The following is a 26481-nucleotide window of genomic DNA, read 5'->3' as shown; positions in this document are numbered from 1 at the left end:
TCAGAATTTACCCCTCACTCATTTTTGCTTTAAAACGCAATTTAGCCCTACCAATAACCAAGGTTTAAACCAAACTTTTGTACTGTGTATAAATAATAAGGTCAAAATGGGGCGGTAATTTATCGATGCCGAATCCACTTCCTTGTTTTTATGCGCCTCGCTTTGCAAGGTTTAAGCCGATTAAAAAACCAATTTTTTAAAACCATATGAAACCAAATTTACTCGAAAAGGATTCTCCCCATCGGAAAAGATCACCCCGCTTTTTCGTAGTTGCGGCCAGCATGGCCGTTGCTTGTTTCGCTACAGTCCAAATGCCGGTAATGGCTTTTGCGGGTACCATTAATGAACAGCGCTTACCTGATGCCAGAATTAGCGGTAAAGTAACCGACGAAAAAGGTGAAACATTACCAGGTGTAAGTGTATCCTTAAAAGGGACTTCAACCGGCGTGGTGACCGATATTAAAGGTAACTTTAGCCTTAATGTTCCAAACGCTTCATCGGGCACACTGGTGTTTAGCTACATTGGCTACACATCTCAGGAGGTTGTTCTTAACGGACAAACTACAATCAATGTACAATTAACAGCCGACTCAAAATCATTGAATGAGGTGGTAGTTGTAGGTTACGGTACTCAGAAAAAGGCAACCTTAACAGGCTCCATTTCGCAGGTAAAAGGTGCCGAACTGGTAAAAAGCCCTCAGCCTAACTTATCTAACTCAATCGCCGGTCGTTTCTCGGGCGTTATTGTTAATAATCGCAGCGGTGAGCCTGGTTATGACGGTTCAAATATTACCGTACGTGGTTTGGCAACAACCGGTAGCAACAACGTACTTATCGTAGTTGACGGTATCCCGGGCCAAATAGGTGGTTTGGAAAGGCTTGATCCGAACGATATCGAAAGCATGTCGGTATTGAAGGATGCGTCGGCTGCTATTTACGGTAACCGTGCTGCAAACGGTGTTATCCTCATCACCACCAAGCGTGGTAAAAGCGGTAAGCCGACCATCAATTACAGCTTCAACCAGGGCTTTGCTTCACCAACCCGTTTGCCAAAAATGGCTGATGCAGCAACTTATGCCCAGATCATGAACGAGATTAACCTCGATTCAAACCCGAACGGTGGCCCGAACCAGTCTTACACTGCCGATCAGATCCAGAAATTCAAGGACGGATCAGACCCGTTAAACTATCCAAATACTGATTGGGAAAAGCAAACGCTTAAAGGTTCGGCATTGCAAAACCAACATAGTCTTTCGGTTTCCGGCGGCGGCGAGGATGTAAAATACTTTGTATCATTAGGTACACTTTACCAGGATGGTATTTACAAAAGCGGTGTTACCAAGTATCACCAATATAATTTCCGCTCAAACATTGACGCAAATGTTACCAAGCGCTTAAAGGTAGGTTTATCATTATCTGGCCGCCAGGAAGACAGGCAGTTCCCGGTAACAGGTGCCGGTGATCTTTTCCGTTCTGTGTACAGGGCTAAACCTATTGTAGCAGCATATTATCCTAACGGGTTGCCAACAACAGGTATCGAAAATAATAACCCTGCTGTGCAGGTAACCGATATTGGTGGTATCAACAATAATCCAACACAGGTTTTCAATGGCATTTTGAGAGGTAGCTACTCCCTTCCGGGTATCGAAGGCCTTTCATTAGATGGTTTCTTTTCAGTAGATAAGTCTAATGCTTTTGATAAAAACTTCAGCAAGCCGTATAATCTTTACAGTTATAACTCAACTACAAAAGTATATACTCCGGTAGTTGTTGGTGGTAATAATAGTAAGCCAACATTGTTCGAATCGCAAAATAATCAATCGCTTATTACCTCAAATATAAAGTTGAATTATGTGAGGAAATTTGGTTTGCATGATATCAATGCCTTTGTTGGTTATGAGCAAAGTAAAAATCACCTTGAGTATTTTGATGCTACGCGTTATAATTATCTTTCATCACAACTGCCCGAACTTTCACAAGGTGGTAGCGCAGCTACTGATTACCTTAATTCGGGTTACAGTTCAAACTACAACCGTCGCAGTGTGATCAGCCGTTTAGCTTATGCTTATGACGAAAAATATCTGTTTGAAGGCCAGTTACGTGCAGATGGTAGCTCGATATTTCCATCAGGAAAACAATGGGGCTACTTCCCGTCAGCTTCAGTTGGCTGGAGAATTTCGAAAGAAAACTTTTTTAAAAACAGCGTTACCTTTATCGATGATTTGAAACTGAGGGCCTCTTACGGTTCGCTGGGTAATGATAACGTGAACGGTTTCCAGTATTTTGATAACTATGTGCTCGTTAATAATGGCTTTGTAGCCAGTGCTCCGGGCAGTGGCTCAAATACTATTCAGCCAAACGTAAACCTGGTAAAGCTTGCAAATCCTAACATTACCTGGGAAGTTGCAAAAAAACTGGATATCGGTATCAACGCTTCGTTTTTACATAACTTCACAATTGAGGCTATCTACTTCCAGCAAAAAAGGTCTGATATCCTTGCTGCCAGGAATGCATCATTGCCAGGTACATCAGGTATCGTAAACCCTTACGGTTCCGACCCATTAGTGCCATCCGAAAACATTGGTAAAGTAAACAGCAACGGTTTTGAAGCTACGTTGGGCTATAACCATACCGGCCATGAATTTAGCTGGGGTGTGAGCGGTAATATTACCTACGCTAAAAGTAAGATCATTTTTATTGACGAAGCCAGCGGTACTTTAAGTTATCAGCGCCAAACTGGTCGTCCATTGGGTACGTCACTGCTTTATGATGCCATTGGTATCTTCCGTACACAGGCAGATCTTGATGCCTATCCGCATGTAACCGGAGCCAAAGTAGGTGATCTGAAATATCTGGACTACAACAACGATGGCAAAATCACTGCTGATGACCAAACCCGTACCAAATACGGTAATATTCCGCAAATCACCTATGGCTTTAGCCTTAACGCAGCATACAAAGGGTTTGACCTTGCAGTATTGTTTGCAGGCCAGGCACAGGTTAGCCAGTATGTTTTGCCTGAGGCAGGTAGCATAGGTAACTTCTACAGCAGCTGGGCCGATAACAGGTTTAGTGCTACGAACACTAACGGAACCTATCCGCGTGTAACCGACCGTGCATCAAACGCCATTAGTGGGGGGTTATATAACAATACCTTCTGGCTTAATGATGCCTCGTTTCTGAGGTTAAAGAATGTGCAGTTAGGCTACAATTTCAACGCACCTTTCCTGTCGAAACTTAAAATTGGAGGTTTAAGGGTCTATGCAAGTGCGTTTAACCTGTTCACCATTACCAAAGTGAAGGATTACGATCCCGAAGGAACCAGTGGCAGCGGACAATTTTATCCGCAGCAGAGAATTTTGAACTTAGGTGTTAACGTGAAATTTTAATCAGACGACATGAAACTACAATATAAAACCCCGCTATATTTAATGGTATGCGGTATGATGGGCTTTACAGCATGTAAAAAGAGCCTTTTAGATGTACAACCTACCGACAGGATTGCTACATCTGCCATTGAATCGGATACAGCCGTGTTTGAGGCTTATGTAACCAATCGCTATATCGGCGCTAAGCTTCAGGACAAGGAAGGTGACGGATCAAACCCTGGTTTTGGCCGCGGTTTTGAGTACAGTATGTGGAGCTCTTTAACCGATGAATCAATTTATAATAATGATGATGCTACCTGGCTTATTCAAAGAGGTCAGCTTGCGCCCGAAAACTTAGGTGGTGCAGGTGTACTTTGGGCCCGCAGCTACCGTAGTATCAGAGAATGTAACTATGCTTTGAGCATATTGCCGAAAATAGCAATGAGTGCCGGACATAAAACACTTATTGAAGGTGAGCTTAAATTTATCAGGGCTTTCCGTTACCAGGATTTGATTCGTAACTACGGTGGTGTTGTTTTGATAGGCGATAAGGTTACCCAGCTTACCGATAATTTGCAGGATCCATCGCTATTTAAACGTGCTTCAATCAAAGAGAGTATCGATTACACTACTACGCAGCTTGATGATGCCGCTTCAAAATTGCCGTTGAACAATGATGGTAGCTGGCTTTTGGGTCGTGCTACAAAAGGCGCGGCGTTGGCTTTAAAATCAAGGCTGAAATTATATGCTGCAAGCCCATTGTATGCTGCAGGTACCTGGGCCGATGCGGTTACCGCCGCACAGGCAGTTATCAGTTTGAATAAATATGGTATCTACACTGGTGGCTATAATAATCTGTTTTTAGTTAACGAAACCAACGAAACCATTTTTGAACGTTTATATACTAAAAATGCAAACCATACGCACCTTGAAATAGCCAACGGGCCAAATGGGTACGGCGGTTGGGCAGGTAATACACCGCTGCAAAATTTGGTTGATGATTACGAAATGGATAATGGTAAAGCTATTACCGATCCAACATCAGGTTATGATCCGACACACCCTTACGACCACCGCGATCCAAGATTTGCAGCTACTGTATTATACAATGGTGCGATGTACAGGGGCCGGGCTATTGAATCTTTTATTCCAGGTGGTAAGGATAGCAAAGACGGAGCAGATAACTGGAATACTACCAAAACAGGTTATTACCTCAAAAAATATATGAATGATGCATATCCGCTTCAAAATCCGTGGGGTAACGCGGGCTTCCAGCCATGGATCTATTTCCGCTATGCCGAGATCCTGTTGAATTTTGCTGAAGCAGCTAATGAAGCTTACGGACCAGATGTGATCCCTTCCGGTTCAAGCTTATCTGCACGTACTGCTATTAACCTGATCCGTTCACGTCCAAGTGTTAATATGCCTCCTTTGGCTGCAGGTATGTCACAATCACAGATGCGTGATGCCGTGCGTTACGAGCGTCGTGTGGAGCTGGCATTTGAAGAGCACCGTTTTTACGATGTACGCCGCTGGAAAATTGCGGATGTTACCGAAAATAAACCGGCTGGTGGTGTAATTATCACTAAAGATGCCAATGGCAACTTTGTTTACACGCCAAAAATAGCTTTGGATGGCCGCTCTTTTGCAACCAAACATTATTGGTTACCGATACCAAGGAGTGAAATCCAGGCATCAGGTGGTCAGTTACAACAAAACCCTGGTTACTAATAACCAATATTCCGGGGGAAGAGTTTCTTTCTTCCCCCCTTTTTTCCTTCCAATTATAACCTATAGCAAATTATGAAGAACTTAAATATTGCATTAATAGCGATGTGTTGTTTGGTGGCCGGGTGTAAAAAGGATATCGTATCAGTAAAAAAAACATCAAACCAGGATGAAGTAAAAACAGGAGATAAAACAGTCACTTTAGATTCAACACCGGCAAGCGCGCTGAAAGGCGTTAACTGGGCGGCCGATGGTGATAATTTTAGCGACGGGATACTGGTATTAAGCGGTTTAACATCTGCTGATAGTTATGCCACGGTATCGGCTAAAGCTGATGCTGTATTAACAGGCATACAGGCTAATACAGGGGCAAATACAGTAAGGCTGCCTGTAAACTATTCAACCGTATCGCAAACCTGGTGGAGCTCTTACACAGGTGTTATTGATAAAGCATTGAGCAAGGGAATGAATGTCATACTGGGCTACTGGGAAGCCAAATCATCCGAAGATGGTAAGATAGATAATACCACCGAATTTTGGTCGATGTGGCAAACCATTGTAAACAAATACGGCAGCAATGCCCACGTGTACTTTGAAATATTTAACGAGCCGCATGGCTATTCTTTAACCGACTGGACAACTATTTGCGCCCAGTGGTTAAGCAACTATCCATCTGTTCCGCAAGGCAGGATCCTCATTAGCGGTACTTCCTATTCGCAGGATATTACCGGGGTAGGTGCCGATAGCCGTTTTTCGGGTTGCTTGCTGTCAATACATGATTACACCTTTTTCAGCAATGGCACACTTACAACAGCCTTGCAATGGGAAAATCGCTTAAAAGGCAATATCGGCGCTTATAGTAGCCGCGCGGTTCTTACCGAGTTTGGTATCCCGATGACAGGTGGTAAAAATTATACCGGCGCTATTGGCGGTGACCAGGAAATAGCGTACCTGCAGGGATTAACCAACCAGGCACGAGCCTACGGCATGGGCGCGGTTTACTGGCCGGGCGTACGTACCGGCGATAGCTATGCCATTCAACAACTGAACGGTACAGGTACAAGCCTTACTGTATCAACTACAAATGCATCGGGGTTAAGCCGCATTAAATATGCCTGGGGAGTAGGTGCCGGTGGTACCGATACATTTTATACCGGTGCATACTACAGGTTTTTAAATGTTAACAGCGGCCAGGCACTTGATGTTAATGGCGGCTCAACTGCCAATGGAGCAGGTATCATACAATGGCCTCAAAACGGGGGCAATAACCAGCAATGGGTTGTTGCTGCCAACGGCGGCAGCTATTACAAAATAACTAACCGCAACAGCACTCAGGCGCTTGATGTTAACATGAGTTCAACTGCCAATGGCGCGGGCATTATACAATGGCCGTGGAACGGTGGCAACAACCAGCAATGGCAGCTTACTGCTACCAGCGATGGCATTTATAAAGTAATTAACCGTAACAGCGGGCTTGCGCTTGATGTTAACGGCGCATCAACCACAAATGGTGCAGGCATCATTCAGTGGCCTTATGGCGGCGCTACTAACCAGCAATGGCAAATAGTGCAACAATAATATTGCAATAAAAACAGCGCTAAACAGTGCTGTTTTATTTGTTGATTTAAACACGATGATAATAAAAACTACTATAAAAAAAATACTGCTGGCTGCGGCCGTTTTGGGGATTAATATTCCTTTTGTAAGCGGCCAGGGCAAAGAAGTAACTATTGATATCAATTTTTCAAAAACGCATCAAACCATTAGCAATTTTGGTGCGTCGGATGCGTGGGCATGCCAGTTTGTGGGTAACTGGCCTGATGATAAGCGCAATAAAATTGCCGACCTGCTTTTTAGCCGGGATACCTATGCCGATGGTTCGCCTATAGGCATAGGCTTATCATTATGGAGGTTTAACATTGGTGCAGGCAGTACCCAGCAGGGAAACGAAAGTGGCATTAAAGACGAGTGGCGTCGTGCTGAATCGTTTTTAAACAGCGATGGCAGCTATAACTGGCAAAACCAGGCCGGGCAGTTGTGGTTTCTTGAGGCTGCCAAAAAGCGCGGGGTTAAGCAATTTTTAGGTTTTAATAACAGTCCGCCGGTGCAGTTTACTATTAATGGTAAGGCTTACGCTACCGTAGGCAAAGTTAATATAGCACCGGATAAGTATGATGCTTATGCCGTGTTCCTGGCTAAAGTTGTAAAGGGAGTTGAGCAGGTATGTAAAGTGAAATTTGACTATATAAGCCCGATAAATGAACCCCAGTGGGATTGGAGCGATGGCGGTCAGGAGGGTGCCCCATATAATAATGCCGAGGTAGCAGGATTGATACGGGCCATCAATAAAGAATTTATCAATAATAAGATTAGCTCAAAGATTTTAGTTGGTGAAGCAGGAAGCATCAACTATTTATTCACCAAAGGTGATAAGCCAGGAAAAGGCAATCAGATCGTAGATTTTTTTAAACCGGGATCGGCTAATTATATAGGCGATCTCCCATCTGTAGCCAAAACTATTTCGGCGCATAGCTATTTTACTACTTCGCCAATGGCATCGTCAGTAAAAGCCCGTACTGCACTGGCCGATAGTGTGACAACTGTTAAAAGACTTAATTTATGGCAATCTGAATATTGCATCTTAGGAGATAACGCGGGCGAGATAGATGGCAACAAACGTGATTTAGGTATTAACGCGGCCTTGTATTTAGCATCGGTGATCCATACCGATCTTACAGCGGCCAACGCGTCGGCCTGGCAATGGTGGACAGCTATTTCGGCCTATGATTATAAGGATGGCCTCATCTACATCGACAAAAATAAAACCGACGGCAATTTTTACGGCAGTAAAATGCTTTGGGCCATGGGTAACTACAGCAGGTTTGTTAAACCCGGAGCTGTGAGGGTTGATGCTGAAGTTTCATCAGTAGCTGAGGGAAAGCCCTTGCTGGTATCGGCATTTAAAAATGGAAAAAACTTAACCGTGGTTATAATTAACCAGGGTGCCAATGAGGTAAGCGCGGCATTCCATATGGATAATGCTAAAGTTCAGTTTACATCATCCTATTTAACATCGCAGGTTGATGAGCTTAAAGCCGGTAAAGTAGCCGGCGATAAGAATGTTGTTCCGGCACGTTCCATTGTTACGTTTACAGGTGTCATTAAATAGCAATTTATCTCTCTATCATCAAATGAAAAATAAAAAACATCTGCTACTTTTTGTACTTGGCATGTTAATGCTACCTGGCTTACTTAAGGCGCAGGGCATTGGTAAGCCGGTTTTATTTAATGCGGCATGGTCTTTCCACAAGGGCGATATCGGCAAGGGGATCAGCGGGATCGCTTCCGAAACGCAATGGAGAACTGTCGATCTGCCGCATGACTGGAGCATTGAAGACCCTTTTAGCGACGAATGGGCAAGTGCTACCGGTTATTTGCCCGGGGGGATTGGCTGGTACAAAAAGAGCTTCGCCGGTAATAATGCATGGAAGGGGAAGCAGGTTTATATTTATTTTGATGGCGTATATAAAAACAGCGAGGTATGGATCAACGGGCATTATTTAGGTAAACGTCCAAATGGTTTTATTGCGTTTCAGTATGAGCTGACCAGGTATCTAAATTTAACCGGAAAAAATACGATAGCTGTAAGAGTAGATCACAGCGAGTTCGCTGATTCAAGGTGGTATACCGGCTCGGGTATTTATCGTAATGTATACCTGATAGTTAAAGATCCTGTACACATTGCCCCCTGGGATGTAGCATTTACAACGCCTGATGTTTCGGCAGAGAAAGCTACCGTAAAAGTTAAGGTGAGTGTTACCAACAGCAACAAGGTTGATGCTTCTGTATTAGTGAAAGTAAACCTGCTTGATGAGAAAGGAAAAGCGGCTATTGCCCTCCAAAAACAAATAAAAGCAAAACCGGGAGTACACGAGGTTGAGTTTGAGAAAGAATTATCGTCCCCCCAACTATGGGATACCGAAAAGCCCGAGCTCTATAAATTACAGGTTTCACTTAGCCGCAATGGTAAAGCATTTGACGAGGTAACGCAATCTGTAGGGATCCGCGGTATCCGTTTCGATAAGGATAAGGGTTTCTTTTTAAATGGTAAAAGCACCAAACTTAAAGGCGTTTGTATCCATGATGATGCAGGCGCCCTGGGTGTAGCCGTTCCGCAGGAAGTTTGGGTACGCAGGTTGAAATTATTGAAAGATGCAGGAGTAAATTCGCTCAGGTTAAGCCATAACCCTCATGCCGATTATTTATACGATTTGTGCGATAAGATGGGCTTTTTAGTAATGGACGAAGCTTTTGACGAATGGGAGGTAGGAAAAAACAAATGGGTAGCAGGCTGGAATGTTGGTACGCCATCCAAAAACGGATACCACGAATATTTTAAAGAATGGGCAGATCGGGATGTAGCTGATATGGTACTGCGAGCGCGTAACCATCCATCTATCATTATGTGGAGCATTGGTAACGAAATAGATTATCCCAACGACCCGTATACCCATGAGGTGTTAAACACCGGCCGCAACCCGCAGATCTATGGTAAGGGCTACCTGCCTGATCATCCCCCGGCAAGCGGTTTAACACCGATAGCCAAACAACTGGTTAAAGCTGTAAAAGCCGTTGATCAAACCCGCTCGGTAACTGCCGCGCTGGCCGGTGTGGTGATGTCGAACGAAGTTGGCTACCCTGATGTATTAGATGTTGTGGGCTATAATTACCAGGAATATAGGTACCCCGAAGATCATAAAAAATACCCCAACCGTATCATTTACGGCAGTGAAAACGGCATGCAAAAACAAGCCTGGAACGCTGTAGACAGTAATGAATATATTTCGGCCCAATACCTGTGGACTGGTATAGATTACCTGGGTGAAGCCGGCAAATGGCCGCAGCGCAGTAACGGAGCAGGACTTATTGACCTGGCCGGCTTTAAAAAGCCTGAATATTTCTTCAGGCAAAGTCTTTGGTCGGACAAGCCCATGGCTTATATAGGTGCACGTCCTATAACCGGGACCGATGACAAAGGGATCTGGAGCCACCGTACTGCCGAGCCTGTTTGGAATTGGCAATCTGGCAGTAAAGTAAAAGTTGATTGCTTTACCAATTGCCAGGAAACAGAATTGTTCCTGAATGGCAAATCTCTTGGTAAACAAATAAGCGGCGCCGCAAGAGGGCAGGTTCCATCATGGCAGGTTGACTATGAGCCGGGCGAGCTGGTTGTTAAAGGCTACAACAACGGTATTGAAGTATGTACCAATAGCATAAAAACAGCCGGCGATGCTTATCAACTTAAAATTGTAGCTGATAATACCCTGTTTAGCCTTAACACCAAAGGCTTGAGCCAGATCGAGGTTTACATTACCGATAGAAATGGTAACCCTGTATTTACTGCTACCGATGAGATAACAGTAACAATTAACGGCGCGGCTAAACTATTAGGCCTTGAAAGCGGCAGCAACAGCAGCCATGAAAGCTACCAATCAAATAAACGTAAAGCATTGCATGGGCGCTTATTGGCCTATGTACAAACTACAGGCAAGCCTGGAGTGGTACAGGTTCAGTTTAGTGCCGGTAATCTTAAATCATCAACTATAACATTAACAGTAAAATAGTCAACCCCCTTATACAAATAAAAACTAAAACCCTGCATTTTTTCAATTTATGAAACTTATAAAACTACTGTTCCTCTTTGTTATCCTGTTTGCATCAGCAAAGCTGCAGGCGCAAAATGCCAAGCATACTTTTGCTCTTGGCGATACCACATTTCTGCTTGATGGTAAACCGCTGCAGATCATTTCAGGCGAAATGCACTATACCCGCGTTCCGCGCGAGGCCTGGCGCCAGCGTATGAAAATGGCCAAAGCAATGGGTTTAAATACTATTGGCACCTATGTTTTCTGGAATGTTCACGAACCACAGAAAGGGCATTATGATTTTACAGGCAATCATGATATAGCTGAGTTTGTTAAAATAGCAAAGGAGGAAGGCCTTTGGGTGATACTGCGCCCAAGCCCGTACGTTTGCGCCGAATGGGAGTTTGGTGGCTATCCTTACTGGCTTGAAAAAGAGCAGGGCTTAGTGGTGCGCAGCAAGGAGCCTAAATACCTGGAAGCTTATAAAAAATATCTTACCCAGGTAGGTAAGCAATTGTCGCCACTGTTGGTGAACCACGGCGGCAATATTTTAATGGTACAGATAGAGAATGAATACGGGTCGTACGGTAGCGATAAAGATTACCTGGCCCTTAATCGTAAAATGTTTATAGATGCCGGTTTTGATGGACAGCTTTACACCTGCGACCCTGAACCAGCTATAAAGGATGGTCATTTACCGGGCTTGCTGCCTGCTATAAACGGTGTCGATGATGTAGCAAAAGTTAAAAAATTGATCGGCGAAAATTATAATGGCAAGGGCCCTTATTTTATTGCCGAATGGTACCCGGCCTGGTTCGACTGGTGGGGAACCGCGCATCATACTGTACCGGCGGCTAAATTTATCCCAAAGCTTGATTCGGTATTGGCAGCAGGTATTTCCATTAACATGTATATGTTTCATGGCGGCACAACACGCGGTTTCATGAATGGTGCAAACTATAATGATCAAAATCCTTATGAACCGCAAATCAGTAGTTATGATTATGATGCCCCGCTTGACGAGGCAGGTAACGCTACAGATAAGTTCATGAAGTTTAGAGAGGTGATCGCTAAACACCTACCTGCAGGTGTAACCCTGCCCGATGTTCCTGCTGCTAAGCCTGCTATGGGTTTGCCTGCAATTAAATTTACCAAATCAACCAGTTTGTTTAATGTGTTGCCGCTCGCAAAGGCCAACAATACTCCGCTTACCTTTGAAGACCTGAACCAGGCTTACGGTTTTGTGTTGTATCGTACAACCATTAACGGCGGCAAATCTGGTCTGCTTAAATTGAAAGACCTGCGCGATTATGGCATGATCTTCGTAAACGGTAAGCGTGTGGGGATCGTCGACAGGCGCAAATACCAGGATAGCTTAATGATCAGCTTACCAAAAGGAAAGGTAACATTGGATATTTTGGTTGAAAACCTTGGCCGCATCAATTTTGGGCCTTATCTGCTTAAAAACAAAAAGGGTATTACCGAAAAGGTACTTTTTGCCGGTACTGAGCTGAAAAACTGGAAAATGTATTCACTGCCTTTTGATGATATCAATAAAGTGAAAACAAATCCGGCAATTAAAAAGGTTGCAGCTAACAACACACCGCAATTGAAAAAAGCAGTTTTCAAGGTTGATAAATTGGCCGATACCTATCTTGATATGAGTACATGGGGTAAGGGTATTGTTTGGCTCAACGGACACAACTTAGGCCGCTACTGGAATTGCGGTCCTCAGCAAACCTTGTATGTGCCGGTTGAATGGCTCAAAAAAGGTAATAATGAAATTACCGTACTTGAACTGATAAAACCATCAGAAAATACATTAAATGCGATTGATCACCCTGTTTTGGATGTTTTAGGGAAATAGGGTCAGGGTAGCCAATTAAAAGGAGGGCGCTGTTACTTTAAAGAAAAAGTAGCAGCGCCCTCTTTTATTATATTACAAGTTTTGAGCTAATCAGCTTTAGCATGCTTTAACAGGTGTACACCAATAAGGTATGGCATTATGAAAGGGATGGCAGGTATAGCAACAAGGTAACCGGCGGTGCCGAATGGCTCGGGCCAGTAGGATGGTAATACAACCAGCATCATGCCGATTAAACCGAAGATGATATAATACCGGCAGGCAACCGGATTAAAACGCCCGGTGACTTTAAGTGAAACGGCAAAAAATACGGTGCCAAGGTACATCAGTAATACTTCGGCTATACTGATCACATAAAATAAACTTTTTATTGGCCCATGCAGGTCCGGGCGTTTGGAAACACCTGATTGTATAAACACCCGGAATGCATCAGTTAGGTAATATCCCCAAAAAGCCATGTTGATGATAAAGAGTGGCAATGAAAGATTAATCGCTGCTGAAGCCATTACCGAATATAGATTTTCGCCTGCCGCCTGTAATTTTACTTTCAATAATGCAGAACCAAGCGCAAACAAAATACCGCCTGCAATGAGTATAGTATACCGGATCTGCTGCTCTGCAGCAGCATTTACCCAACCTTGTAAAGTAGCAGGTGGTGGCCCCATTCCGGCGAAAATGGAAAATAATAGCCAGGGTGCAAATAGTAATAAAGCTGTGATTACCTGCTTCTTTATCTCCTGGTTATTGTTTCGGAGTTGATAGCCACCTAAATGCCACGTTGCTGCTACCATTAAACAGGCGTTAACAACCCAAATTGGCAAATAAATTTTATAACTCACATGGCCTATCCCAAATCCTATAGCTACAACTGCTAAAGGTATAAGGCATAAGTAAACCAGGCTCAGTTTTTGTTTAAAAGCAAGCCACTTCATGATAAGTAAGAAGGTATATAAATTAACATCAGAAATAAATTATTTGGTAAAAATGATGGTTGCGTCGGCTAAAACTTTTTATAGTAATCAAGCGGGGGGCCTACACGTTCAAAGCCATGTTCCTTTCTGAACGCGTCAAGCTCGGCTTCGGATTTACCTTTCATCAAACCATCGCTCAATGCCTGGAAACAAGCTTCCATTTTACCGGCCGGCTGAAAGGTAATCAGCATTTTAGCTGGTGCGCCATCGCCTATTTTAGTAAAAGTGTGCGGAACGCCCCGCGGTCCAAATACACTGTCGCCGGGTTTGGTATGAAATAGCTGATCTCCTACTTTTATTTGAAATTCACCTTCTAAAATATACCACCATTCGTCCTGCTCATAATGTACATGTAGGTTAGGCCCGCCTTTTTTAACCCGGGTTGATTCATAAACATACATATCACCATCAGTATCTCTGGTTGAAACTTTGGTATAGAAAGTATCACCATCAAATAAGTGCATTGAATTTTGAGCGCGATCTGCTCCTGCATCGATTTTAAAGCCTTTCTTTTCCCTGGTTTTGAAGAGGTTATTGGCAACTCCATCAAATGGAATAGCTAAAAATGTGGCAGCGCCGATCAAAGCGCGTACAAATGTATTCCGTTTCATATCGGGTTGTTTTGATTATGAATGTTTTTTCAGAAGGTTTACAAAGAAAGATCAACGGGAGTGAAAATACTTTTGAGTTTGTTACAAATACTTTCTGGTTCGTTACATTTTAAACCTGTGTGTCGGGCAGTAGATTGTACTTGCTATGCCTTGTTGTGCTTTAGGCAGTTCGCCGCCGTGGAAAAACCCAAGCGAGTGATTGAAATGGCAGTGGCATCGAAAAAAAATAAAGCGGGTACATGGAAAACCAGCCCCGCTTTATCTAAAAACATTTTTAACAGTGATTAAGCTGCTGCGTTTTTCTTTTCAGTAACTTCTTTACGGATATCCGTAGCTAATACTTTTAACTGTTGCATAGCGTTACGCAACCTTGTACCGGCAGCTTTGTTGCCTTTTTCATAAAAGCTTGCCGCATCAGCTTCAGCTGCTGCGATTACTTCTTTCACTTTTTCGAAATTTATCATTTTTTTATTTTTTAAGGCCGCAAATGTAGGGAATATAAGTTTATAGGTAAAATGGGCTTTTTCATACTTAAAGTATTCCGTTGCGGTGTAATTAAAATAGTAAAGCCTTTCGCATAAACGGAAAGGCTTTACTGTTATTATGGATAACAGGAGGTTATTTAACCGCCCATTCGTGGATCCCGGAAGAATTATCAACCGGTAACTGAATTTCCATCCGTAAGGCTGTAGTAGCAACTGGCTCAAAAGTAACTACGTTAAAGCTATCTTTACTTATGGCGTAGGGTGTAGTATTTTTAACAGGAACCCACTGCCCGTCTTTTTTATACAGGATCTTGTACGATACCGGGATACGGCAGCCACCCCATGGGCCGTCATCGTACCAGTAAACTTTCGATTCGCTTACGGTATGTTCGGCATCAAAATCATATTGCACAAACTCATTGGTGTTTTTGGCGGGCCACCAGTGCAGGTATGGGTAGTTGGTATCTTTGGAATCGGCGGGTTCATACTGATCTTTTATGGCAGCAAACATCCTTACGTTTTTTAACGACGCGCTCACTTTGCTGGTGCTGGCAATGGTAGGTGCCGGTTTTGGCCGCACTGCCGAAGTTTCATAAGGGATCCAAACGGTCATTTCGCTGGGACCGCGATTGGCCCAGGCATAGTAGGGGATAGCCTTCACCATTTGCTCGGTTTGTAAAATGCTGTCGGTTTTTAGTTGGCGTTTGGCGCTTTTTCCTTCTGCGCTGATTACATCAACACCGTTAAGCAGGTCGGCATGATAGTTGGCATCGGCAATGGCGTTTTTATCAATTAATATGTTTTGTACCAGGCTATCCTTGTTATCAGGGCCTTCAAGGCAATAAACGATAGGGCCGCGCTCAAAGGCAAATCTGCCACGGTCGTCTTTAACCTGTTGATTGGCCAATACCTTTTCGGTTTCCATCGGTAATAAAAGTGAAACCTTATCGCCTTTTTTCCAGGTGCGTTTTAAAACGGCGTAGCCTTTTTCTGTTTCAAATGATTTTGCCTGCCCGTTGATCATCAATGTAAGCGGGAAAGACTTCTTATTCATGAAGGTATACAGATCGCCGGGTACAGGTTGTTGTTTTGCCCAGCCCGGGATACGTACCCTTAATGTAAATTCACCCACTTTATCGGGGTTAACAGTGATATCCACCCTACCTTTCCATGGGTAATCCGTTTGCTGTACTATGTTCACGTTACCCTCAGTAAGTTTGATATTGCTTGAGTTGCTCATGAACAGGTTAACGTACAGGTCGTTTTTGTTTTTGGCATACACATAACCCGGTAATGAAGGTAAAAAGCGGGTCATGTTACTGATACAGCAGGCACAACTGATCCAAGCGCTGCGCTGGTGCTGGAACATGGAAGCCAGCGGATTTGGATAGAAAAATCTGTTACCACTCAACGAGACGCCCGATAACAGGCCATTATAAAGCGTACGCTCAAGCACATCAATATATTTCGAATCGCCGTGCAGCAGGAACATCCTGTTGTTCCAGTAAACGTTGCCAATGGCCGCACAGGTTTCTGCATAGGCCGACATATTAGGTAATTGATATGCCTCGCCAAAAGCTTCACCTGCCCCGGTTGCACCGATGCCGCCGGTGATGTATAATTTCTTGGTTACCACATCGCTCCAGATATCATCTATGGCTGCCAAATATTTGGTATTACCTGTCAATGCAGCAATATCGGCCATGCCGGTGTACATGTAAGCAGCCCGTACCGCGTGCCCTTCGGCTTCATGCTGGTCAACTACCTTTTTATCGGCCTGGTTGTAAGCATCTCCTTTTGGGCCGCGTACATCTAAAAAGAATTTGGCAAGGTCGAGGTATTGTTTGTTGCCGGTAACCCGGTACATTTTTGATAAGCCGATCTCCACAATCTGGTGGCCTGGATATTCCTCAATTTTGCCCGGCCCGAAAGTTTTAACAAGTAGGTCAGCATTTTTTATGGCAATGTTGAGCAGTGTGCGTTTACCGGTTGCCTGGTAATGTGCTACAGCGGCTTCGTAAAGGTGGCCTGCGTTATATAGTTCGTGGCTAAGGTCTTCTTCCTTTTCCCAGCGTTTGGAACCTATCCATTCATGCGGCTTTTTGGCGTTAACAGTCCTGAAAGTGTATAGATAGCCATCCGGCTCCTGGGCCGCGCCAATAATGGAGATGAGGCTATCAATGGATTTATCAAGCTGCGGGTTCCTTTTATTCTGCATAGAATAGGATGCACCTTCAATGGCCTTATAAACGTCTGTATCATCAAACGGAAACTCACTTAGTTTATCGCCATCCAGTTTTTTTGCCGCACGTAAAAAGTTATCCATACGCCCGTTTGCCTTACATTGCGCCAGTACATACGGAATGGTAACGGTGGCATTTACTTCCATTTTGGGCTGCCAGAAGTTGTCATTTACATGTACGCTGGTGAAGACAACAGGTTGAATAGGGTAATCTTTTTGCTGTGCCAATACCGGACTTGTAAGTGCAGCCAGTGAAAAGGCAAGCGCACCGGCAACTTTTTGTTTATTGATCATGATATTCAAGTTCTTTTACTTTAAAATTAGTTTTTAACCATCCGGCTGCCGTAAACCGGGCCTGCGCTGTTCTCTTTTTGCGGCAACAGTTTTACGGTTACTTTTTGTTTGCCTTTTGTCAGTTCAATAGGCAAGGTGTAGCTGATATCGTAAAAACGGCTCTCTTTATATTGGTTCAAATCTTCAGAAGCCAATTTAACGCCATCAATCAGGATGTCAAATTTTCTGCCGCGGTTATCCATGCCCCAGTAGCTGTTAATCAGCGTGTTTTGTGCATTGGCATCAACCTTCATTTCGTATTGCAGAAAGCCTCCGTTCTCTGTCGACCGCCATTTCTTTTGGTGATCTTCGCCTGTAGTGGCGTTTTCACTGCTGAAGTTATGATCGCGCTCGGGCTGCATTTCGCCTACACGCAAAATATCCATGGTGCGGGCTTCGAGTTCCTGTTGTTTTTTCCTTTGTTCATCATACGCTTTTTGCTGCACAACCCAGGCCTGTGGTGTAAATACGTCCCAGTAAACAGAATAGTATTGATTTTGGGTTTGATTGAATGGGATCAAAGTAACTTCTTCGGGTTTTGAGATATTCACCGTGCGGAAACTTAGCTGTTTTTTATCAACCATTTGCAGCCATTGGTTAGGGTCAGTTTCGCTGGTTACAAAAACCGGAACACCTTTCAACGGATCGGGCTCTGTATTGCCTAAAACACCAGCCAATAATACCGGGCCGTAAAATACCGCGCGCCTGTTGGCATTGTCGGGCATGGCTTCGGTATAAAGTTTTTCGGGTGTTGTAAACTCAATTTTATCGTTGTTGCTCCATTTGCGGTTTAGCACAATATATCCCTGATCATCAGTGGCAGCATTTTGAGTTTTCCCGTTAATGCTGATGGTTGGGTTGGCAGTCCATTTTGGTTTACGGATGCGGATAGCCATGGTAAGCGGCTTTTTGGTGTTCACCGTAAATGTGATATGATCATCATTAGGGAAACTGCTTTGCTGCTTCACCGATAAACCTTTTGATGCCCAGTTAAGTACTGAGGGGATGAACAGGTTTACATATAAGCTGCCGTCGGTACCTTTAAAATAAATACTTTCGTTGTATTTAACATGGTTTTCCATGCCCGAACCAACACAGCAGGTAAAGTCATCAAAAGGGGTGCTGTAATGCTTGGTGCCGCCCATTCTAAGTGGTACAAAGTAGCACATCATCCCATCGGTGTGGTTTTGCGATGCAAGGATATGGTTATACAGCGCTTTCTCGTAATAATCCATCAGCATGGCCGAAGGCTCAACCGCAAACAAATGCCGGGTTAATTTCAGCATGTTGTAGGTATTGCAGGTTTCGGTAGTGTTTTCTGTTAGCTTATCGTTCAGTTTGTCTGCATCGCTCAGGTATTCATAATTGCTGTTACCTCCTGTTGCGTAGGAATGGTGGTTAACAATGGTTTCCCAAAAGAAATCGGCTATAGCCTTGTCTTTTTTATCGCCGGTAAGCTCGTACCTGCGTGCACTGGCAATGATTTTGGGGATTTGGGTGTTTGAATGTTTACCCGGCAATATATCCTGTTTTTGAGATAGGGGATCGAGGATCTTTTTATCATAGAATTTATATGATAGCTCCAGGTATTTTTTATCCCCATTAATAGCATAAAGATTAGTTAATGTTTCTGCCATACCTCCATATTCACACAGCAGCATTTTTTGCAGTTTCTCGTCATCAAGGTTTTTGATGGTTTCGCCTGTCCAGTTGGCCATACCTTTGCATACTTTTAAGGCTTCGGCATTATTGCAATATAAATAGGCATCAAGTAAACCGGCCATAATTTTATGCACAGTATACCATGGCGACCAGCCACCGTTCAAATCGAAGCCACGGGAGCGGATCTCGCCTTTGGCAACCTCGGCCCAGATAGTGTCTTCTTTGGGGATTGCGCCCACGTAACCTGTTTTACGGGCTACCTGGCATTCGTCAAGTTCTTTAACTATATAGTTTACGCGTTTCAAAAATTCAGGATCCCGGGTTGATGCGTAGTGCATGGAAATGGCCGACAGGTAATGTCCTAATGTATGCCCTGCTAAACCTGACGATTCCCAGCCTTCGTACATTTTACCTTTAGGTGTAAGGCCCGAATGCGAGCGGAAAGCCGAAAGCAATCTGTCGGGCTCTATAGATAGCAGATATTTAACATCAGCATCCATTGCCGTTTTAAAAGGGCTTTCCAATAATTGAACGTCCTTTAAATTAAAAGAATAGGCTTTAACCGGAACTACCGGTTTTATCTTTACCCGGGTATCGTTCAATTCGGGTACGTAGGATTGTGCCTGGATAGTTTGTGCCCCTGCTAAGCAGGCTACGAGGCATAAGTTCAATTTAAACCACTTTTTTATTAGCATGATATGTTTGTGTAACGGTAAGAATAACTTTCAACTAAATTAGTGTGCTTTGCACAATTATTTTGAATAATATTTTGCAGTTGATAGCAGGATTTTATCCGTTTTTTTAACGTGCAGGTTATTTACAGTGAGTTTATTAACGATACTGCGAATTAACTATCAATATATTAACGTTTTAACGGGTTTTTATATAAATATAATATCAAATTAATGCTATTGTAACAGTAATGTTAAGATACGGGCAGTATTGGCAAATTTCATAAAAAAACAAGGGGCGGCTCGCAGATAGTTTTACGTGTCTGAAATACAGCATGTAATATATAGTTTTTAACCCCAAAATTTAATTTATGAAGTTTAAACAATTACTAAAGAGGTTCATTTTGCCTTTACTAAGTGTGTTTGTGTTTTGTTACAGCACCTACGCGCAAACAGTAACATTAAAAGGAAAGGTAACCGACGAGAAGGGCGAGCCCATAGTTGGCGCTTCCGTTAAAATAAAAAATACAAGCGCCGGCTCTGTTACCAACGGTAGTGGTATGTTTAGCCTTAACTATACCGGGCAGGGTACACTTATGGTAACCGCTATTGGTTTTGCAACCCAGGAAATTAAGTTAACAGGACAAGCTCAGGTTAATGTAGCTTTAGCCGAGGATAATAAACAGCTGAACGAAGTTGTTGTTACCGCTCTGGGTATAAAACGCGACAAAAGGATCTTAACTTACAGCTCCCAGGAGGTAAAAGCCGAATCGATTGCGCAGTCAAAAGAGCCCAATCTGGTAAATGCTCTTGCCGGTAAGGTATCAGGCGTGCAGGTTACAAGCTCATCGGGTACGCCGGGTAGCTCCGCAAGGATCGTGATCAGAGGCGCAACTTCATTTTATGGCGAAAATGGACCCCTAATGGTTATTGACGGGGTTCCTGTTGATAATGCTGAAACAGGTAACCTTAACTCCGGCCCGGGCACAAATAGACTGGCTGATATTGATCCCTCTATTATTGCCAGTATGAACGTGTTGAAAGGTGCTGCAGCAACGGCCCTTTATGGTTCAAAGGGTGCGAATGGTGTTGTTATTATTACCACTAAAAACGGCGCTTTGAATCAAAAGCCGCTTATCACTTTTTCGTCCGACTTTTCTTTTGAAAACCCGTTGTTGCCTCAAATTCAAAATAAGTATTCGCAAGGTACAAACGGTATTTATTATGATGGCGTAAATCAAAAAACAAGTACATCATGGGGTGCGCGCATGGACACCCTGAAAATAAATGGGCAACCCGCGAAAGTTTATAACCAGTCTGATCTGTTTTTTAAAACCGGCCACACGTATAATAATACTGTTAACATCGGCGGTGGCGGTAACAATTCTACTTACCTGGTTTCGTACTCTAATTTTAACCAGCAGGGTACGGTGCCAACAACTAAATTTTTGCGCAATACTTTCTTCGCTAAATACAGTGCGCAAGTGCTCAAAAACCTGACTACCACATTTCAACTAAATTACTCCAATTCACAAAATGACAGGTTGCCGGAAGGTTATGCGCTGGAAAGCCCGGTTTGGACAATTTTTACAGCGCCGGTATCATATAATCTGCAGCCTTATTTAAATGCAGATGGTACACAGCGGTTGTATCGTTTCTCCAGGAATAACCCTTATTGGGTATTGGATAATATCAAGAACCATTCGGGCGTTAACCGGTTTTTGCCAACTTTTACTGCCGATTATAAACCCCTGTCGTGGTTAACTATTACCGAAAGGTTTGGTGCCGATGTTTATGCCGAAATGGACAGGTATCATGAATCAACCCAGTCGGTGTCAAACCCCAATGGCAGGCTGGTTGATCAGAACCTTACTTACCGCCAGTACAATAATGATTTATTAATCAGTGCTAACAAGCAGTTTGGCAATTTCAATGTGGATGTTGTGCTGGGTAATAACCTGATCTCTACCTATGGTGAAAGTACATACGCAAATGGTGTTGGCTTAACTGTACCCGGTTTGTATAATATGGCTTCCGCATCAACAGTTAATTATAGTGAAGGCTCATCATTGCAGCGAAAAGTGGGTTTCTACCTGCAATCAAATATCGAATATAAACGTTTTCTGCTATTGTCATTAACCGGACGGTACGATGGTAACTCTGTACTTTCAATAGACCACAGCTTTTATCCATATGGTTCTGCTGCCGGTAGCTTCATATTCTCGGAGTTTTTTAGCCCCGAATTTTCAAAGGTCATGAATCTGGGCAAGGTAAGGGTTTCATATGGTACCGTTGGTAACGATGGCAGCATTGGTGCCTATAGCTTGTTAACCCCATATAATAAAGCAACTGTCCGGAACCTCTCTTTCCCTTATAACCAGCAGGCTGGTTTTTTAATCAACGATGTACTGGGCAATCCTAATCTTAAAAACGAGCGTATCAACGAGTTTGAAGCAGGGTTTGAGGCGGGTTTCTTTAATAACAGGATCAGTCTTGAGGCTTCATTCTACAATAAAAAAACAAATGGTGGTATCATACCTACTGTGGCGCTTCCGCCCTCAACAGGGTATTCTGCAACAAGTGTAAACTCTGCAGTAATGCGTAACAAGGGTATTGAAGTATTATTAAATGTAAACCCGATAAAAAGCCACGACTTTAACTGGGACTTTACTTTAAATTTTACACGTAACAGGAATAAGGTATTATCTATTTATAAAGACCTGTCATTGATTAACATTGGCTTTACCAATGTCGTTATTGGGCAGCCTTACGGCGTGATATATGGTACCCGTTATGCTCGTAACGCTGCAGGTAAGTTATTGATTGACGATTCGGGGCTTCCATATGCCGATGATAACCAGGGTATAGTAGGTAATATTAACCCTAACTGGCTTGGTGGTATTAACAACAACTTCAGGTATAAACAATTCAATTTCAGTTTCTTTTTTGATATCAAACGCGGCGGCGATATTCAAAATAATGTTGATGGCTATGGCTATTTCTATGGCACGCCAAAAGTTACTGAAAACCGTGGTTTAAGAGTAGTTGATGGTGTAAATGCAACTACAGGGCAACCAAACACAGTAGCAGTTAACGGTCAGGCGTATTATCAGCGCGCAAACGGTGTGCTGGAGTCTGTTATCCAGGACGGCAGCTATGTTAAACTGCGTAATGTGAGTTTGGGTTACACTTTAAAGCCATCATGGTTAAGTAAAAGCCCTTTCAAATCGGCAACATTTAGTGTAACGGGCCGCAACCTTTGGATCCATGCACCGCACTTTACCGGCGGCGACCCGGAAGTTAGCTCATTTGGTTCATCAAATGGTTCACAGGGGATCTATTCATTCTCAACCCCAACCTCAAAATCAGTTGATTTTAGCTTGAAAGTTACCCTATAATTTAAATCACTAATAAGAAATTGTCATGAAAAATAAATATATCACGTTAATAACATGCGCGTTGGTAAGCTTTACGGGCTGTAAAAAATACATTGATGTAAACCACGATCCCAACAGACCTATCGATGTTAAAGAATCACTGATCCTGGCCCCGGTTGAAGCTGCCATATCACAAAATATCACCGCCGGCGGTAACCTTCCGATAGTAATACAGCAATACCTGCAGGTCATAGCCTTAAACCAGGTGCCGCCAAATTTTGGCACATACCTCATGTACCACCAGGATATGGATACCGACTGGTATAACTTTTATACGCAGGTAATGAACAACCTGGTTCTGCTAAATAAAAAAGCCGAGGCCGATGGTAATGCGAATTACGCAGCCATATCAAAGATTTTGCTGGCTTATACACTTGGCTCGGCTACTGATGTTTGGGGCGATGTTCCCTTTTCAAAAGGTTTTCAGGGTATTGCCAACGTTACACCAACTTATGACAGCCAGGAATCTGTTTATGCGCAGATCCAAACCCTGCTCGATAATGCTATTGCCGATATTGCCAAAAGCAGCGCTACCGTGCCAACCGGCGATGATTTTTACTACACCGGTGATATGAGCAAATGGAAAAAGGCGGCTTATACATTAAAGGCGCGTTATTATATGCACCTCACTAAAGCACCCGGCCATACGGCAGCAGCACAGGCACAGTTGGCACTCACTGCCCTTCAAAATGGCATGGCAAGTAATGACGATGATATGAAAATGCCTTTCGCTGGCGGGGCCGGAGCGGAAAATCCATGGCAGCAAAACTTTTTGCCGGGTTCAACGCTGGTATTGGCATCAACATTTGTTGACGGTTTTGAAGCCAGGAAAGACCCGCGCAAATCAAAAATGGTGGCTCCAGCAATTGAAACCGGATTGTATACCGGACGTGTGATCGGCTCGGACGATATTGGCAGTTTGGAGGCCTACTCATTAGGTGGCTCTTTTTATGCAAGTACAAGTTCAAATAACTATATTGTTACTTACTCGGAGGCATTATTTTTAAAAGCTGAAGCTACATTTGTAATATCCGGGGCTACCGCCGCACAACCGGTTTATTCGCAGGCGGTTAAATCGCACATGTCAAAACTGGGTATTGCCGATGATGTTGCGGATAGTTACTTAACTTCAAGGGGAACGCTTACCAGTGCCAATGCCATGAAGCTCATTATTGAGGAAAAGGTTGTAGCTAACTTCCTGTCGATGGAGAATTATGTTGACTGGAGGCGTACGGGATTCCCGGCTTTAACCAAGGTGAAAAACGCCTTGTCGGATATCCCACGCAGGGTGTTGTATCCTCAGTCAGAAATGACTTCAAACCCGCAGCCGCAGCAAAACGCTAAGCTTACCGACAGGGTTTGGTGGGATGCGCAATAGGCGTTATTTAGCAGGCAATACGCGCGATTTTGACATTATTGGTTAAAATACGGTTATTGTCTGCTAAATTGTTAAATAAACTTATTTAATACTATTTTTAGTTTTGTGAAAAATAATATACAATGATAACTTTTGATTGGAAAGGTGTACTCCCTGCAGTAACTACAAAATTTACAGATAATGACGAACTTGATTTTGATGCTTTTGATATAAACCTGAACGCCCAGCTTGAGGCCGGCGTTGACGGATTTATATTAGGCGGCTCATTAGGCGAAGCAAGCGTTTTAAGCGATGACGAAAAATTCGCGCTGCTTACACATACTGTTGAGTTTGTAAAAGGAAAAGTACCTGTTATACTGAACATTGCCGAGCAAACTACCAAAGCGGCTGTTGCTTACGCCCAAAAAGCATTTGATAAAGGTGCTGATGGCCTAATGCTGTTGCCGCCGATGCGTTATAATAGTGAGGCCCGCGAAACGGTCGCTTACCTTACTACTATTGCAAAAAGTACCGAATTGCCAATCATGATCTATAACAATCCTGTTGATTACAAAGTTGAGGTTACTTTAGATATGTTTGAAGAGCTTGCTGCTTACGATAATATCCAGGCGGTAAAAGAATCAACCCGTGATATATCAAACGTTACCCGCATGATCAACCGTTTTGGCGAAAGGTTCAAGATTTTTACCGGCGTTGATCCCCTGGCTATGGAAAGCCTTGTGATGGGTGCTGATGGCTGGGTTGCCGGTTTGGTTGATGCCTTCCCTAAAGAAACTGTTGCTATTTACCGTTTGGTTAAAGCAAAACGCTACGACGAGGCTTTGGCTATTTACCGTTGGTTTTTACCGGTACTTGAGCTGGATATCCACCCTAAGTTGGTGCAATATATTAAACTGGCCGAGGTTGCAACCGGTATTGGTACCGAAAATGTACGCGCACCACGTTTACCATTAATTGGTGCAGAGCGCGAAAAAGTTCAGAAAATTATCAACGATGCACTTGCCGCAAGGCCTGAGTTGCCTGTAGGTAGCTGGGGGAAATTAACCGAAGTAGCGTTATAATAACATATGGCAAGTAAAACTTTCTTTTGTGTTGACGCCCATACCTGCGGTAATCCCGTAAGGTTGGTGGCCGGCGGTGGTCCCACCCTTAAAGGCGACAACATGAGCCAGAAACGTCAGCACTTTTTAAAAGAGTACGACTGGATCAGAACGGGCCTGATGTTTGAGCCCCGTGGTCATGATATGATGTCGGGGAGTATCCTGTATCCGCCTCACGATCCGGAAAATGACGTTGCTGTTTTGTTTATCGAAACAAGCGGTTGTTTACCGATGTGCGGTCACGGAACTATCGGTACTATCACGATAGCCATTGAAGAAGGGTTGATTCAGCCAAAAACTCCGGGTATTGTGCGGATGGAAGCACCTGCTGGTCTTGTGCTCATTGAGTACAAGCAGGAAGGCAAAAAGGTAACCTCGGTGAAACTCAGAAATGTGGCCGCATATCTTGCTGCAACTGATTTAGAGGTTGAATGTCCTGACCTTGGCACACTTACTATCGACGTTTCGTATGGTGGTAACTATTACGCCATTGTTGATCCTCAGCCTAATTTTAAAGGTATCGAGCATTATACAGCCGGTCAGCTGATTGCCTGGAGCCAGGTGTTGCGCAAACGTATTAACGAAAAGTACCAATTTGTACATCCGCAGGATCCTACTATCAATACCTGTACGCACATCCTTTGGGCAGGTGCTACCTTATCGGCAGATGCAACTGCACGTAACGCGGTATTTTATGGTGATAAAGCTATCGACAGGTCCCCTTGCGGAACCGGTACATCAGCGCGTATGGCGCAGTGGTTTGCCAAAGGTAAATTGAAGGTAGGTGAGTCTTTTATTCATGAAAGCATCATAGGCAGTAAATTTACCGGCAGGGTTGAAGATGTAGTTAAGATCAATGATATCGATGCTATTATACCAAGTGTAGAAGGCTGGGCCAAAGTATATGGCTACAACACCATCAAGATAGATGATGACGATCCTTATGCTCATGGTTTCCAGGTGATATAACAATATCCACGTTCCCT

The 26481-nt window shown here is 43.5% G+C and carries 15 protein-coding genes; 10 read left to right on the top strand and 5 right to left on the bottom strand.

Annotated elements, in window-relative coordinates; all coding sequences use genetic code 11:
• Positions 1 to 206 precede the first annotated feature (206 nt).
• The 6 genes from J3L18_RS16290 (at position 207) to J3L18_RS16265 (ending at position 12608) form a co-directional block, all read left to right on the top strand.
• Positions 207 to 3389: a SusC/RagA family TonB-linked outer membrane protein gene (locus J3L18_RS16290; RefSeq protein ID WP_208102428.1), complete on the top strand. Its 3183-nt coding sequence runs from the start codon at positions 207 to 209 to the stop codon at positions 3387 to 3389.
• Between the two features lie 9 nt (positions 3390 to 3398).
• Entirely contained in the window at positions 3399 to 5099 is a 1701-nt protein-coding gene (locus J3L18_RS16285) for a RagB/SusD family nutrient uptake outer membrane protein (protein WP_129569302.1), read from the top strand.
• Positions 5100 to 5171: 72 nt separating this feature from the next.
• A complete protein-coding gene (locus tag J3L18_RS16280) occupies positions 5172 to 6674 on the top strand; it encodes an RICIN domain-containing protein (protein WP_129569303.1) in 1503 nt (500 codons plus the stop codon).
• 55 nt (positions 6675 to 6729) lie between these two features.
• On the top strand, positions 6730 to 8265 hold the full coding sequence (locus J3L18_RS16275) for a glycoside hydrolase (protein ID WP_129569304.1): 1536 nt from the start codon (positions 6730 to 6732) through the stop codon (positions 8263 to 8265).
• Positions 8266 to 8287: 22 nt separating this feature from the next.
• Complete coding sequence (locus J3L18_RS16270) at positions 8288 to 10720, top strand: glycoside hydrolase family 2 TIM barrel-domain containing protein (RefSeq protein ID WP_129569305.1); 2433 nt, start codon at positions 8288 to 8290, stop codon at positions 10718 to 10720.
• Between the two features lie 49 nt (positions 10721 to 10769).
• On the top strand, positions 10770 to 12608 hold the full coding sequence (locus J3L18_RS16265) for a glycoside hydrolase family 35 protein (RefSeq protein WP_129569306.1): 1839 nt from the start codon (positions 10770 to 10772) through the stop codon (positions 12606 to 12608).
• 86 nt (positions 12609 to 12694) lie between these two features.
• Here J3L18_RS16265 and J3L18_RS16260 read toward each other — a convergent pair whose 3' ends face one another.
• From J3L18_RS16260 to J3L18_RS16240, 5 genes are all read right to left on the bottom strand, one after another.
• Positions 12695 to 13537 (bottom strand): hypothetical protein, encoded by an 843-nt coding sequence (locus J3L18_RS16260; RefSeq protein WP_129569307.1) that lies wholly within the window; start codon positions 13535 to 13537, stop codon positions 12695 to 12697.
• 68 nt (positions 13538 to 13605) lie between these two features.
• The gene (locus J3L18_RS16255; protein ID WP_129569308.1) at positions 13606 to 14187 is read right to left on the bottom strand and encodes a cupin domain-containing protein; all 582 of its coding nucleotides are present in this window, start codon (positions 14185 to 14187) and stop codon (positions 13606 to 13608) included.
• A 284-nt stretch (positions 14188 to 14471) separates the two neighbouring features.
• The gene (locus J3L18_RS16250; RefSeq protein WP_090532015.1) at positions 14472 to 14651 is read right to left on the bottom strand and encodes a BF3379 family histone-like protein; all 180 of its coding nucleotides are present in this window, start codon (positions 14649 to 14651) and stop codon (positions 14472 to 14474) included.
• A gap of 154 nt (positions 14652 to 14805) precedes the next feature.
• Complete coding sequence (locus J3L18_RS16245) at positions 14806 to 17208, bottom strand: glycoside hydrolase family 127 protein (protein ID WP_189549197.1); 2403 nt, start codon at positions 17206 to 17208, stop codon at positions 14806 to 14808.
• A gap of 26 nt (positions 17209 to 17234) precedes the next feature.
• Positions 17235 to 19604 (bottom strand): glycoside hydrolase family 127 protein, encoded by a 2370-nt coding sequence (locus J3L18_RS16240; protein WP_189549199.1) that lies wholly within the window; start codon positions 19602 to 19604, stop codon positions 17235 to 17237.
• Between the two features lie 347 nt (positions 19605 to 19951).
• Here J3L18_RS16240 and J3L18_RS16235 point away from each other — a divergent pair, with 347 nt between their 5' ends.
• From J3L18_RS16235 to J3L18_RS16220, 4 genes are all read left to right on the top strand, one after another.
• Positions 19952 to 22978: a SusC/RagA family TonB-linked outer membrane protein gene (locus J3L18_RS16235; protein ID WP_129569309.1), complete on the top strand. Its 3027-nt coding sequence runs from the start codon at positions 19952 to 19954 to the stop codon at positions 22976 to 22978.
• Positions 22979 to 23003: 25 nt separating this feature from the next.
• Positions 23004 to 24395 (top strand): SusD/RagB family nutrient-binding outer membrane lipoprotein, encoded by a 1392-nt coding sequence (locus J3L18_RS16230; RefSeq protein ID WP_129569310.1) that lies wholly within the window; start codon positions 23004 to 23006, stop codon positions 24393 to 24395.
• Positions 24396 to 24517: 122 nt separating this feature from the next.
• Positions 24518 to 25456: a dihydrodipicolinate synthase family protein gene (locus J3L18_RS16225; RefSeq protein WP_091162993.1), complete on the top strand. Its 939-nt coding sequence runs from the start codon at positions 24518 to 24520 to the stop codon at positions 25454 to 25456.
• 6 nt (positions 25457 to 25462) lie between these two features.
• A complete protein-coding gene (locus J3L18_RS16220) occupies positions 25463 to 26464 on the top strand; it encodes a 4-hydroxyproline epimerase (RefSeq protein WP_129569311.1) in 1002 nt (333 codons plus the stop codon).
• The last annotated feature ends 17 nt before the right edge of the window (positions 26465 to 26481 follow it).

This window comes from Mucilaginibacter gossypii (assembly GCF_017569325.2).
Lineage (GTDB): Bacteria > Bacteroidota > Bacteroidia > Sphingobacteriales > Sphingobacteriaceae > Mucilaginibacter > Mucilaginibacter gossypii.
This window is presented reverse-complemented; position numbering and strand designations above follow the sequence as displayed.

Bases quoted from the DNA above. Each gene is read 5' to 3' on its own strand.
- J3L18_RS16250 (WP_090532015.1), bottom strand. From the start codon at position 14,651: ATGATAAATTTCGAAAAAGTGAAAGAAGTAATCGCAGCAGCTGAAGCT.
- J3L18_RS16230 (WP_129569310.1), top strand. From the start codon at position 23,004: ATGAAAAATAAATATATCACGTTAATAACATGCGCGTTGGTAAGCTTT.
- J3L18_RS16270 (WP_129569305.1), top strand. From the start codon at position 8,288: ATGAAAAATAAAAAACATCTGCTACTTTTTGTACTTGGCATGTTAATG.
- J3L18_RS16245 (WP_189549197.1), bottom strand. From the start codon at position 17,208: ATGATCAATAAACAAAAAGTTGCCGGTGCGCTTGCCTTTTCACTGGCT.
- J3L18_RS16290 (WP_208102428.1), top strand. From the start codon at position 207: ATGAAACCAAATTTACTCGAAAAGGATTCTCCCCATCGGAAAAGATCA.
- J3L18_RS16235 (WP_129569309.1), top strand. From the start codon at position 19,952: ATGAAGTTTAAACAATTACTAAAGAGGTTCATTTTGCCTTTACTAAGT.
- J3L18_RS16260 (WP_129569307.1), bottom strand. From the start codon at position 13,537: ATGAAGTGGCTTGCTTTTAAACAAAAACTGAGCCTGGTTTACTTATGC.
- J3L18_RS16240 (WP_189549199.1), bottom strand. From the start codon at position 19,604: ATGCTAATAAAAAAGTGGTTTAAATTGAACTTATGCCTCGTAGCCTGC.
- J3L18_RS16255 (WP_129569308.1), bottom strand. From the start codon at position 14,187: ATGAAACGGAATACATTTGTACGCGCTTTGATCGGCGCTGCCACATTT.
- J3L18_RS16280 (WP_129569303.1), top strand. From the start codon at position 5,172: ATGAAGAACTTAAATATTGCATTAATAGCGATGTGTTGTTTGGTGGCC.
- J3L18_RS16220 (WP_129569311.1), top strand. From the start codon at position 25,463: ATGGCAAGTAAAACTTTCTTTTGTGTTGACGCCCATACCTGCGGTAAT.
- J3L18_RS16285 (WP_129569302.1), top strand. From the start codon at position 3,399: ATGAAACTACAATATAAAACCCCGCTATATTTAATGGTATGCGGTATG.
- J3L18_RS16225 (WP_091162993.1), top strand. From the start codon at position 24,518: ATGATAACTTTTGATTGGAAAGGTGTACTCCCTGCAGTAACTACAAAA.
- J3L18_RS16275 (WP_129569304.1), top strand. From the start codon at position 6,730: ATGATAATAAAAACTACTATAAAAAAAATACTGCTGGCTGCGGCCGTT.
- J3L18_RS16265 (WP_129569306.1), top strand. From the start codon at position 10,770: ATGAAACTTATAAAACTACTGTTCCTCTTTGTTATCCTGTTTGCATCA.